The organism is Burkholderia sp. 28_3, assembly GCF_003253915.1.
Taxonomy (GTDB): Bacteria; Pseudomonadota; Gammaproteobacteria; order Burkholderiales; family Burkholderiaceae; genus Burkholderia; species Burkholderia cenocepacia.
In genome coordinates this window covers 277,722-288,862 of sequence record NZ_QKZF01000005.1, presented here as the reverse complement: position 1 = coordinate 288,862, position 11,141 = coordinate 277,722, and the positions used below count along the sequence as shown (strand labels likewise).

General features: G+C 68.0%; 11 protein-coding genes. 6 read left to right on the top strand and 5 right to left on the bottom strand.

Annotated features, from left to right (window positions below):
• Window positions 1-51: 51 nt before the first annotated feature.
• A complete protein-coding gene (locus DFS13_RS14370; protein WP_111441834.1) occupies window positions 52-1,296 on the bottom strand; it encodes a lactonase family protein in 1,245 nt (414 codons plus the stop codon).
• A 166-nt stretch (window positions 1,297-1,462) separates the two neighbouring features.
• Between DFS13_RS14370 and DFS13_RS14360 the strand changes: the two genes are divergently transcribed.
• Together DFS13_RS14360 and DFS13_RS14355 are read left to right on the top strand one after the other, a co-directional pair.
• Window positions 1,463-3,292: a glycoside hydrolase family 15 protein gene (locus DFS13_RS14360; protein ID WP_006486779.1), complete on the top strand. Its 1,830-nt coding sequence runs from the start codon at window positions 1,463-1,465 to the stop codon at window positions 3,290-3,292.
• Between the two features lie 212 nt (window positions 3,293-3,504).
• Window positions 3,505-4,995 (top strand): polyhydroxyalkanoate depolymerase, encoded by a 1,491-nt coding sequence (locus tag DFS13_RS14355; RefSeq protein WP_048992897.1) that lies wholly within the window; start codon window positions 3,505-3,507, stop codon window positions 4,993-4,995.
• 105 nt (window positions 4,996-5,100) lie between these two features.
• Here DFS13_RS14355 and DFS13_RS14350 read toward each other — a convergent pair whose 3' ends face one another.
• Window positions 5,101-5,733 (bottom strand): TetR family transcriptional regulator, encoded by a 633-nt coding sequence (locus DFS13_RS14350; RefSeq protein ID WP_006485466.1) that lies wholly within the window; start codon window positions 5,731-5,733, stop codon window positions 5,101-5,103.
• Window positions 5,734-5,985: 252 nt separating this feature from the next.
• Here DFS13_RS14350 and rsxB point away from each other — a divergent pair, with 252 nt between their 5' ends.
• On the top strand, window positions 5,986-6,897 hold the full coding sequence (gene rsxB, locus DFS13_RS14345; RefSeq protein ID WP_373863189.1) for an electron transport complex subunit RsxB: 912 nt from the start codon (window positions 5,986-5,988) through the stop codon (window positions 6,895-6,897).
• On the top strand, window positions 6,894-7,538 hold the full coding sequence (gene nth, locus DFS13_RS14340) for an endonuclease III (RefSeq protein ID WP_006478196.1): 645 nt from the start codon (window positions 6,894-6,896) through the stop codon (window positions 7,536-7,538). Before rsxB ends, nth begins: the two co-directional genes overlap by 4 nt.
• Window positions 7,539-7,596: 58 nt before the next feature.
• Here the strand turns inward: nth and DFS13_RS14335 are convergent, their stop codons facing one another.
• Window positions 7,597-8,526 (bottom strand): DMT family transporter, encoded by a 930-nt coding sequence (locus DFS13_RS14335; RefSeq protein ID WP_111441832.1) that lies wholly within the window; start codon window positions 8,524-8,526, stop codon window positions 7,597-7,599.
• Between the two features lie 207 nt (window positions 8,527-8,733).
• Here DFS13_RS14335 and DFS13_RS14330 point away from each other — a divergent pair, with 207 nt between their 5' ends.
• Complete coding sequence (locus DFS13_RS14330; protein ID WP_006490655.1) at window positions 8,734-9,168, top strand: DUF1841 family protein; 435 nt, start codon at window positions 8,734-8,736, stop codon at window positions 9,166-9,168.
• Between the two features lie 102 nt (window positions 9,169-9,270).
• On the opposite strand, the gene DFS13_RS14325 is transcribed toward DFS13_RS14330, so the two are convergent.
• Both DFS13_RS14325 and DFS13_RS14320 read right to left on the bottom strand, forming a co-directional pair.
• Window positions 9,271-9,630 carry a cytochrome c gene (locus tag DFS13_RS14325; protein WP_006490657.1) on the bottom strand — a complete coding sequence of 120 codons (360 nt, stop codon included), beginning with the start codon at window positions 9,628-9,630 and terminating at the stop codon, window positions 9,271-9,273.
• A 40-nt stretch (window positions 9,631-9,670) separates the two neighbouring features.
• Window positions 9,671-10,030 (bottom strand): cytochrome c, encoded by a 360-nt coding sequence (locus DFS13_RS14320; RefSeq protein ID WP_006478192.1) that lies wholly within the window; start codon window positions 10,028-10,030, stop codon window positions 9,671-9,673.
• Between the two features lie 245 nt (window positions 10,031-10,275).
• Here DFS13_RS14320 and DFS13_RS14315 point away from each other — a divergent pair, with 245 nt between their 5' ends.
• On the top strand, window positions 10,276-11,118 hold the full coding sequence (locus DFS13_RS14315) for a MoxR family ATPase (protein WP_021033334.1): 843 nt from the start codon (window positions 10,276-10,278) through the stop codon (window positions 11,116-11,118).
• Window positions 11,119-11,141 lie beyond the last annotated feature (23 nt).

Below are 11,141 nucleotides of genomic sequence, written 5' to 3'. Positions count from 1 at the left end.
CAACCGATCGCCCCGCAAAAAAAGGCGCTGCCTCGGCAGCGCCTTTTGCATTTACTGCACCGGCACCAGCTTGAAGTCGACCGGCTTGCCGACCGCGACCTTCTGCGGATTCGCGCCGAGTTGCCCGGTTTCGACATCGCGGCTGAACACGTAGAACGTGTCGCTGTCCTGGTTGCCGACGATCAGCCACTTGCCGGTCGGATCGATCAGGAATTCGCGCGGCGTCTTGCCGAGGCTCGACTGGCGACCGACGTGCTTCAACCGGCCGTCGGCCTTGTTCACCGCGTAGATCACGAGGTCGTTCGCGTCGCCGCGGTTGCTCGCGTACAGGAAGCGGCCGTCCGGCGACAGGTGGATCGCGCCGCCGCCGACCTTGCCCTTGAAGCCCGGCGCCGTCATCGGCAGCGTCTCGATCGGCGTCAGCTTGCCGTCGTGGTAGCCGAACACCTCGACCGATGCGTTCAGCTCGCTCGTCACGTACGCGAACCGGCCGTCGGCGCTGAACACCATGTGGCGCGGGCCCGAGCCGGCCTTCACCGGCGTGTAGCGCCCCTCGGTCGGGCTGATCAGCCCGCGGCTGCCGTCCACCGTGTAGCGGTAGCCGTAGATCTTGTCCGCGCCGAGATCCTGCACGAACAGGTAGCGGCCGTCCGGCGAAAACACCGTCGAATGCACGTGCGCGCCGTCCTGGCGGCCCTTCACGGGCCCGGTGCCTTCGTGGTGAACCGTCAGCACGGCCTGGCCGACCGCGCCGTCGTCGCGCAGCGGGAACACCGCAAAGCTGCCGCCCGGATCGGCCGCGACCGAGTAGTTGGCCGTCACGAGGTACTTGCCGTCCGGCGACAGCGCGAGATAGCAAGGATCGTTCCCTTCGGACGATACGCGGTCGATGAAGCTCAGCGCGCCCGTCTTCGCGTCGAAGCGGAATGCGCTCACGCCGCCGCGCTGCGTCGCCGGGCCGTTGTCGCCGGGCAGTTCGTTGACCGCGTAGACGGTGCGACCGTCGCGGCTCGGCAACAGATACGACGGATTTTCGGTCTTCGCCGACGATACCGGCGCGACGCCGCCTGTCTTGGTATCGAAGCGGTAAACGTAGATCCCGTCGCTGCCGCCGCCCGTATAGGTGCCGACGAGCAGGTTGTAGACGCCGTCGGCCGGGGCGGACGATTGCTGTGCAAACGCGTGGGTCGCGGACAGGGAAAGCACGATCGCGAAACCTTTCATCCAGTGAGCGAGCCTAAGCGGGAACCCTCGTGTCGAAGCGCGTGCGTCATGCTCGCGTAAACGGTTGGGCATTGAATCCTCCTTGCATCGAGTCGCTTCAAGTGTTGAGATAGGACGAAACGCCGGCCGTTCATGCGCTCCGCCGCCCGGCCGAGTATACGGGGCGCGGCGCCCGGGCGTGAAGTCCGGGCCGCCGACGTCCGCATTGTGAACTCGAATACCCAAGGATCGCCTGCCCATGCCCGCCCTGATCGAAGACTACGCCCTCGTCGGCGATGGCCATACGGCCGCGCTGATCGCAAAAGACGGCTCCGTCGACTGGCTGTGCTGGCCCCGCTTCGATTCGGGCGCCTGCTTCGCGGCGCTGCTCGGCACGCCCGAGCACGGCCGCTGGCTGCTTGCTCCGGCCGCCGACGCCGCGATCACGCACACGACCCGCCGCTATCGCGGCGACACGCTGATTCTCGAAACCGATTACGAAAGCGCGGACGGCGCCGTCACCGTGATCGACTTCATGCCGCCCGGCAACGGCTGGTCCGAGCTGGTGCGGATCGTCGTCGGCCGCCACGGCACGATGAAGATGCGCATGGAGCTCGTGTTGCGCTTCGACTACGGTTTCTCGATTCCGTGGGTCACGCAACTGACCCGCGAGGACGGCATGAAGGCCATCGCCGGGCCCGACACCGTCGTACTGCGCACGCCGGTGCCGCTCACCGGCAAGAACCTCCATACGCTCGCGGAATTCACGGTCGGCGCCGACGAGCGCGTGCCGTTCTCGCTCGGCTACGCGGCGTCGCACATGCGGCTGCCGCCCGCGCGCGATCCGCTGTCGATGCTCGCGCGCACCGAGAACTACTGGCTCGAATGGGCGGGCCGCTGCCAGGTGCAGGGCCGCTACGCGGCCGCCGTGCGCCGCTCGCTGATCACGCTGAAGGCGCTCGCGTACGAGCCGACCGGCGGCATCGTCGCCGCGCCGACCACGTCGCTGCCCGAGAAGATCGGCGGCAACCGCAACTGGGATTACCGCTACTGCTGGCTGCGCGACGCGACGATCACGCTGCTCGCGCTGATGCGCGGCGGCTACTACGACGAGGCGCGGGCCTGGCGCACGTGGCTCGGCCGCGTGATGGCCGGCTCGCCGGAGCAGATCCAGATCATGTACGGGATCGCCGGCGAGCGCCGGCTGCCGGAGATGGAGCTCGACTGGCTGCCCGGCTACCAGGACTCGCTGCCGGTACGCGTCGGCAACGGCGCCGCGAACCAGCTCCAGCTCGACGTGTTCGGCGAGGTGATGGCCGCGCTGCACCTCGCGCGCGTGGGCGGCCTGCAGGCCGACGACACCGTCTGGTCCGTGCAGTGCGCGCTGCTCGACCATCTGGAAAAGATCTGGCAGGAGCCCGACGAAGGGATCTGGGAAACGCGCGGCGGCCGGCGCCATTTCACGTTCTCGAAGGTGATGGCCTGGGTCGCGTTCGACCGTGCGATCAAGTCGGCGGAAATGTTCCGGCTGCCCGGCTCGCTCGACCGCTGGCGCGCGCTGCGCGAGCGGATCCATGCGGACGTCTGCGCCAATGCGTGGCACGAAGGCAAGCAGGCGTTCGCGCAAAGCTACGGCAGCGACGAGCTCGACGCGAGCGTGCTGCTGCTGCCGCAGCTCGGCTTCCTGCCGCCGGAAGACCCGCGCATCGTCGGCACGGTCGACGCGATCGAACGGGAATTGCTGCACGACGGGCTCGTGATGCGCTACCGCACGACCGAATACGACGACGGCCTGCCGCCGGGCGAAGGCACGTTTCTCGCATGCAGCTTCTGGCTGGTCGACAGCTACGCGCTGCTCGGCCGGATCGACGACGCGCATCGGCTCTTCAGCCGCCTGCTCGCGCTGTCGAACGACCTCGGGCTGCTCGCCGAGGAATACGACCCGGTCGCCGGGCGGCTCGTCGGCAACTTCCCGCAGGCGTTCTCGCACGTGGCGCTCGTGCACACCGCGATGAACCTGATGCACCACGAAGACGCGATGGCGCGCGCGGCCGGCCAGCCCGCGCCGGCCGTGGCCACCGGCCGCTGAACGCTGCCGCCGCGGCCTTGGTCAGAGATCGTCAAATCGCAACACTTTGATGAAAACCCGGGGAAATGTTGCATTGCACCACCGATCGTTGTCCGATATGATCGACGCGATTGTCCGGCTGCAATGCAACATGGCCGGTCGCTGACCCACACGGCACGCCGCGACGCCTCACGCCGCCCTTGCGCACCGTCCCCCACGCGGGAGTAGCCTGCATGCTTTACCAACTGCACGAATTCCAGCGGGCCATGCTGAGCCCCCTCACGGCCTGGGCCCAGGCCGCCTCGAAGTCGTTCGCGAATCCGTCCAGTCCGTTCTCGCTGATGCCCGGCGCCCCGCGGATGGCAGCCGCCTATGAGCTGATGTATCGGCTCGGCAAGGATTACGAAAAGCCGGAATTCAACATTCATCAGATCGTCAAGGACGGCCACAACATTCCGATCGTCGAGCAGACGATCATCGAGAAGCCGTTCTGCCGGCTGCTGCGCTTCAAGCGCTATTCGGACGACGCCGACGCCGTCACGCAACTGAAGGACGAGCCGGTCGTGCTGGTCTGCGCGCCGCTGTCGGGCCACCATTCGACGCTGCTGCGCGACACCGTGCGCACGCTGCTGCAGGATCACAAGGTCTACATCACCGACTGGATCGACGCGCGCATGGTGCCGGTCGAGGTCGGCCCGTTCCACCTGCACGACTACATCGCGTACATCCAGGAATTCATCCGCCACATCGGCGCGCGCAACCTGCACGTGATCTCGGTATGTCAGCCGACGGTGCCGGTGCTCGCGGCGATTTCGCTGATGGCGAGCCGCGGCGAGGACACCCCGCTCACGATGACGATGATGGGCGGCCCGATCGATGCGCGCCGCAGCCCGACTTCCGTGAATTCGCTCGCCACGCAGCACTCGACCGCGTGGTTCGAGAACAACGTGATCCACACGGTGCCCGCGAACTATCCGGGCGAAGGCCGCCAGGTGTATCCGGGCTTCCTGCAGCACACGGGCTTCGTCGCGATGAACCCGGAGCGGCACGCGCAATCGCACTGGGATTTCTACCAGAGCCTGCTGCGCGGCGACGAGGACGATGCCGAAGCGCACCGCCGCTTCTACGACGAGTACAACGCGGTGCTCGACATGGCCGCCGAGTATTACCTCGAAACCATTCGCGTCGTGTTCCAGGAATTCCGGCTGGCGGAAGGCACGTGGGACGTCGAAGGCGAGCGCGTGCGGCCGCAGGACATCAAGCGCACCGCGCTGATGACGATCGAAGGCGAACTCGACGACATCTCGGGCAGCGGCCAGACCCACGTCGCGCACGAGCTGTGCACGGGCATTCCGCAAGACGATCGCCGCAGCCTGACCGCCGAGAAATGCGGTCACTACGGGATCTTCTCGGGCCGCCGCTGGCGCACGATCATCTATCCGCAACTGCGCGACTTCATCCGCGAGCATGCGCCGGAGCCGAAGAACGGCGCGACGAAGTTGCCCGCCGATGCGCAGGATGCGACCGCGATCGGCGTCGTGCCGGCCGCCAAACCGGAGCCGGAGACGACGGCGCGCGCCACCGCCGCGAAGCGTACGCGCGCGAAGGCGCCGGCCGTGACGGTCGCGCCCGCGAGGACACCCGCCGCAAAGGCCGCGCCCGCCGCGAAACGCGCGGCAAGCAGCCCGCGCGCAAAACCCGTGCGTGCCCGCAAGGCCGCCTGACACGCCGCCCTCCGACGCAAAAACGCCGCCGTTGCTTGCGCACGGCGGCGTTTTTTCATGCGGCGACGACGAGCGGGCGGCTCGCCGGCTCGTCCGTTCGTTGCGTCAGCGCCGCAGCAGATACGCGAGCAGCACCTCGGTGTTCATCCGGACCATCTCCGCGCGTTCGTCGGTGTCGGTGAAGTCGCGGCCGAGCGTCGCGGCGAGCGTGAAGCGGTTCGAGACGATGTAGTAGCCGAGCCCCGACAGCGTCACGTAGAAGCGCAGCGGATCGACGTCGTTGCGAAACAGCCCGGCCTTCTGGCCGCGCATCAGCACGTTGCCGAGCTTCGCGACGATCGGCGACATCATCTCGCGGATCCGCGTCGACTTGTGCAGATAGCGGGCTTCGTGCAGGTTCTCGTTGTTGATGAGCCGGAGCAGCTCCGGATGGTCGCGGTAGTAGTCCCAAACGAAATGCGCGAGCCGCGTGACGGCTTCGACCGGCGCGACGCCATCGAGATCGAGCACGCGCTCGGCCTCGGTCAGCGCGGAAAACGCGTGTTCGAGCACCGCCGTGAAGAGCTGCTCCTTGCTGCCGAAGTAGTAATAGAGCATGCGCTCGTTGGTTTCGGCCCGGCGCGCGATCTGATCGACGCGCGCGCCGAACAGCCCTCCATTCGCGAACTCTTCGGCTGCCGCCATCAGGATGCGGCGGCGCGTACCTTCAGGATCTCTTTTGATTTTTGGCTGATTCATGGTGGCGTTTTGCTATGTGAGCCGCTTGATCCGGACCGGCACCCCCACCGCCTCGGCGCCGGCCGCCCTGGAACGGGCGCGCCGCGGACGGCCGCCCTCCTGCTGAGCCCCTGCAAAAAAGCGGTTCGATTATGCGCATAGACGGCGTCCAGCGCAATGCGGGAAATCGGCGATAATCGAGCTTTGGCAAACCTTTCCGGCCGCGCCCGACGCGGCCGAGAGCCATTCGGCGCCGTTGCGCCCGCTGTTACCGTGACCGACTCCAAAACACTCGCGGATCGCATCGAAGATCTGCTGCCCCAGACGCAATGCACGAAGTGCGGCTATAACGGCTGTCGCCCGTACGCCGAGGCGATCGCCGCCGGCGACGCGAACTACAACCAGTGCCCGCCCGGCGGCGCCGAAGGCATCGCGCGCCTCGCGAAGCTGCTCGGCAAGCCGGTGATTCCGCTGAACCCGGTCAACGGCACCGAGCATCCGCGCGCGATCGCGTTCATCGACGAAAACCTGTGCATCGGCTGCACGCTGTGCATGCAGGCATGCCCGGTCGACGCGATCGTCGGCGCGCCGAAGCAGATGCACACGATCGTCGCGTCGCTGTGCACGGGCTGCGACCTGTGCGTGCCGCCGTGCCCGGTCGACTGCATCGCAATGCTGCCGGTGACCGGCGATCGCACGGGCTGGGAGGCGTGGTCGCAGGAACAGGCCGACGCCGCACGCGAACGTCACGACCTGCGGCTCGCACGCCAGCGCCGCGAGCGCGAGGCCGCCGAAGCGCGCGCCGCCGCACGCCGCGCGGCCAGCGCCACGAAGCCGGCCGCGGAGCCCACCGCCGCACAGCCCGGCGCGCCAGCCGCCGCACCGGCCGACGACGACGCCGAAGCGAAGAAACGCGCGATCATCGCCGCCGCGCTCGAACGCGCGCGCAAGAAGAAGGAAGAACTGTCCGGGCAAGGCGCCGGGCCGAAGAACACCGAAGGCGTGAGCGCGGCCGTCCAGGCGCAGATCGACGCGGCCGAGGCCCGCCGCAAGCGGCTCGCCGAACAGCAGGCGCAGCGCGACGCCGAAGCGGCATCGGGCAGCAACGACCACGACAACGACAACGACGCAGGCAACGACGATCCGGACGGCCCGTCCGCGCCGCCCGACCAGAACGCTCCATGAACGCCAGCAAACGACGCGCGATCTACGAAACGCTGCAGAGCCTCAATCCGCATCCGACCACCGAGCTCGAATATTCGACGCCGTTCGAGCTGCTGATCGCCGTGATGCTGTCCGCGCAGGCGACCGACGTGTCGGTCAACAAGGCAATGCGGAAAATGTTTCCGGTCGCGAACACCCCGCGACAAATCGTCGCGCTTGGCGAGGAAGGCGTCACCGAGTACATCAAGACGATCGGCCTCTATCGCACCAAGGCGAAGAACGTGGTCGCGACGTGCCGGATCCTGCTCGAGCGTTACGACGGCGAGGTGCCGGCCGATCGCGAAGCGCTCGAAGGCCTGCCGGGCGTCGGCCGCAAGACGGCGAACGTCGTGCTGAACACCGCGTTCGGCCAGCCGACGATCGCGGTCGACACGCATATCTTCCGCGTCGCGAATCGCACCGGGCTCGCGCCGGGCAAGGACGTGCGGGCCGTCGAGGCCGCGCTCGAGAAGTTCACGCCGAAGGAATTCCTGCAGGACGCGCATCACTGGCTGATCCTGCACGGGCGCTACGTGTGCAAGGCACGGCGGCCCGAATGCTGGCACTGCGCGATCGAGCCGCTGTGCGAATTCCGGCCGAAGACGCCGCCGCCCAACGAATAAGCGTCCGGTACGACGGGCCCGCGCCGCGGGCCGTCGCAGTCCCCGCCCCCTTTCCCGACTACGCGTTGGACGTCGCCGTCGCGTCGTCGGCCGCCGCGCCGCCCGCGCGCACGAGCGCCAGCACGGCCGCCAGAATCGCGACGCCGCCCGCCCATTGCAGCGGCGACAATGCCTCCCCGAACAGCAGCGCCGCGAGCGCGACCGTCACGACCGGCTCGAGCGTCGACAGCATCGACGTGCGCGCGGCCCCGAGCCGCGCGAGCCCGGCGAAGAACGCGAGCATCGCCGTGACCGTCGATATCAGCGCGATCGCGAGCATCGACGCCCAGCCGCCGGCCGTCGCCGGCCAGCGCGGCGGCGCGCCGAACGCCGCCGTTCCCACGACGGCGATCGCGACGAGCGTCGCGCTGGCCGACAGGCAGATGATCGCGGTGGTCGCGAGCGGATCGACGCCGCGCGTCGCCTTCGTGCCGCCGACGATGTACAGCGAGTAGATCACCGCGGCGGCCAGCGCGAGCGCGATCCCGAGCGGCTCGCCGTGCCCGCCGCCGACCATCAGCGCCGAACCCGCGACGCACAGCACCAGCGCGACGGCCTTCGCGCGCGTCAGGCGCTCGCCGAGCCACCACGCGGCCAGCAGCGTGACGAACGACGGATAGAGGTACAGCAGCAGCGCGACGAGGCTCGCCTGCGCGTGCTGCAGCGCGCTGAAATAGCAGAACGACTGCCCGACGTAGCCGAGCGCGCCCATCGTCACCAGCGGCGCGAGCGAGCGCCCGCGCGGCCACGCGACGCGGCGCTGCCGTGCGATCGCGGCGAGCACCGCGCCGCCGATCGCGAAGCGCACGATCAGCAGCCCGAGCACGTCGACGCCGGCCGCATACGCATAGCGGCCGAAAATCGCCATCGCGCCGAACGCGGCGGCGGACAACGCGACGTAGAGCGCGCCCTGCAGGGCCGCGGACGATGGGCGGACGGTGGCGGTCATGACGAAACGGGCGGCAACGCGCCGTGACGGGAATCGTCGGAGTGTAGCGGCGCGGCGGCGGCGAGCCTACCCGCGCTTACCCGTTCCGCGGCGGGCGGGCGCAACACCGCCTCGACCGCTGCCGGGGCCGCCGCCAGCGCCGTGCGCCGCTCCGGCGTACAATGCCCGACGCGGCATGAGCCGCCCGAATCACGACGTTTCCCCACCATGTTCAATCCAAGCCGCGACGACGTGCGTCGCTTTTTCACCGAGACCTGGCGCAAGCAGCGCGCGGGCGAGATCCTGACGCCGCTGGAAGCGATTGCCGCCGACTGGATCGTCGAGCATCCCGAATACCACGACGAACTGGCCGACGCCGACGGCGCGGCGGCGCGCAACTACACGCCCGAGGAAGGCCGGACCAATCCGTTCCTGCACCTGTCGATGCACCTCGCGATCAGCGAACAGCTGTCGATCGACCAGCCGCCCGGCATCCGCGCCGCGCACGACAAGCTGGCCGCGAAGCTCGACTCGACCCACGACGCGCAGCACGCGATCATGGAATGCCTCGGCGAGACGATCTGGGAAGCGCAGCGCACCAACACGCCGCCCGATACCGACGCGTACCTGCAGCGCATCCTGCGCCGCGCGTCGCGCGACTGACGCCCCGAGGCCGGCACATCGGCCTGCACCGGGCCGCGGACAAAAAAATACCCCGCCGAGGCGGGGCATTCTTGCTGCGTGAGCCCGCGAGGCCCGTCGCGCTTACTTCTTGAACACGAGGTCGGTTTCCTTCAGCGACTCGATGTAGGACGCAATGTCCTTCATGTCGCTGACCGACAGGTTCTGTACCTGCGCCTGCATGATCGCGTTGTTGCGACCGAGCAGCGGGTTCGTCAGCCCCATCTGGTACTGGCGCATCGCCCACACGAGGTAGTCGGCGTGCTGGCCGGCGAGGCGCGGGTACTCCGCGTTGATCGGCTTGTTCAGCTGCGCGCCGTGGCAGGCCGCGCAATTGTGCGACTCGACCAGTTCCTTGCCCTTCGAGATGTCCGCGGCGTGCGCGGTACCGATCGCGAGGCCGGCCGCCAGTGCAACCGCCGCCGTCTTGAATGCGTTGTTCATGAATGCTCCTGTCCCGCCGGAGAGATCGGCGGCGCGCGCTTTACTTGTAGGGATTGTCCTTCGTGTCGGCCTTCTGCGCGGCGTAGTACGCCGACAGATCCGCGATGTCCTGGTCGGTCAGCGAACCGGCGATCGCATTCATCGACGGGAAGTGACGATCCTTCTTGCGGTAGGCCTTCAGCGCGTTCTCGAGGTATTGCTGGTTCTGGCCGCCGAGGACAGGCACCCGGTAGACCTCCGGGTACGCCGCGCGGTAGTCCTGGATGCCGTGGCAACCGATGCACATGGCGGCCTTGCTCGCCCCGTCCTTCGGGTTGCCGACCACACCGGCCGCCTGCGCGCTGCCCGCGAGCGCCACGAGCGCTGCGACAACGACGTGTTTGCCGACGAATTTGTTCATAGCTCTTGTAACCTAGCTTGAGGGGAAACTGGCGCCAAAGCGGCAACGGCCCGCGCCGTTTTGCTTATCGGATCGCCACGCAGGCCAAAAAAAACGGCCAGATTGTACCGCGTCGGCGGGGAACGCGTCCATACGGCGCCCCGGTTCGCCCCGCCGCAGCCCCGCAACGATACGCGGGCGCGGCCCAACCGGACAGCCCTTCTGACTTATACTGGGTTTTTTTCCCGATGAAGAAGAGCGCCGCCATGCGTTTCGAAGGGTCCTCGCAGTACGTCGCCACCGACGATCTGAAGCTCGCGGTCAACGCCGCATTGACGCTGCAACGCCCGCTGCTGATCAAGGGCGAGCCCGGCACCGGCAAGACCATGCTCGCCGAGGAAGTGGCCGCCGCGCTCGACATGCCGCTGTTGCAGTGGCACATCAAGTCGACCACCAAGGCGCAGCAGGGCCTGTACGAATACGACGCCGTGTCGCGGCTGCGCGATTCGCAGCTCGGCGACGCGCGCGTGAAGGACATCGCGAACTACATCGTCAAGGGCGTGCTGTGGCAGGCGTTCGACGCCGAGCGCCCGAGCGTGCTGCTGATCGACGAGATCGACAAGGCCGACATCGAATTCCCGAACGACCTGCTGCGCGAGCTCGACCGGATGGAGTTCCACGTGTACGAGACGCGCGAGACGGTCCGCGCGAAGCACCGTCCGCTCGTCATCATCACGTCGAACAACGAGAAGGAGCTGCCCGACGCGTTCCTGCGCCGCTGCTTCTTCCACTACATCCAGTTTCCGGACCCGTCGACGATGCAGAAGATCGTCGCGGTGCACTTCCCCGACATCCGCGAGGAGCTGCTGCGCGCGGCGCTCGAGAGTTTCTTCGAATTGCGCGGCGTGTCGGGCCTGAAGAAGAAGCCGTCGACGTCCGAACTGCTCGACTGGCTGAAGCTGCTGCTCGCCGAGAACATCCCGGCCGACGCGCTGCGCGGCGCGGACGCGAAGCAGATCGTGCCGCCGCTCGCGGGCGCGCTGCTGAAGAACGAGCAGGATCTGAGCCTGCTCGAACGGCTCGTCTACATGAACCGGCACAACCGGTAACTCCCCCACCCCGAAGGCCCGGC

Coding starts and splice junctions, on each gene's coding strand:
- nth (WP_006478196.1), top strand. CDS start 6,894: ATGAACGCCAGCAAACGACGCGCGATCTACGAAACGCTGCAGAGCCTC.
- DFS13_RS14335 (WP_111441832.1), bottom strand. CDS start 8,526: ATGACCGCCACCGTCCGCCCATCGTCCGCGGCCCTGCAGGGCGCGCTC.
- DFS13_RS14320 (WP_006478192.1), bottom strand. CDS start 10,030: ATGAACAAATTCGTCGGCAAACACGTCGTTGTCGCAGCGCTCGTGGCG.
- DFS13_RS14355 (WP_048992897.1), top strand. CDS start 3,505: ATGCTTTACCAACTGCACGAATTCCAGCGGGCCATGCTGAGCCCCCTC.
- DFS13_RS14360 (WP_006486779.1), top strand. CDS start 1,463: ATGCCCGCCCTGATCGAAGACTACGCCCTCGTCGGCGATGGCCATACG.
- DFS13_RS14330 (WP_006490655.1), top strand. CDS start 8,734: ATGTTCAATCCAAGCCGCGACGACGTGCGTCGCTTTTTCACCGAGACC.
- DFS13_RS14315 (WP_021033334.1), top strand. CDS start 10,276: ATGCGTTTCGAAGGGTCCTCGCAGTACGTCGCCACCGACGATCTGAAG.
- DFS13_RS14370 (WP_111441834.1), bottom strand. CDS start 1,296: ATGCCCAACCGTTTACGCGAGCATGACGCACGCGCTTCGACACGAGGG.
- DFS13_RS14325 (WP_006490657.1), bottom strand. CDS start 9,630: ATGAACAACGCATTCAAGACGGCGGCGGTTGCACTGGCGGCCGGCCTC.
- DFS13_RS14350 (WP_006485466.1), bottom strand. CDS start 5,733: ATGAATCAGCCAAAAATCAAAAGAGATCCTGAAGGTACGCGCCGCCGC.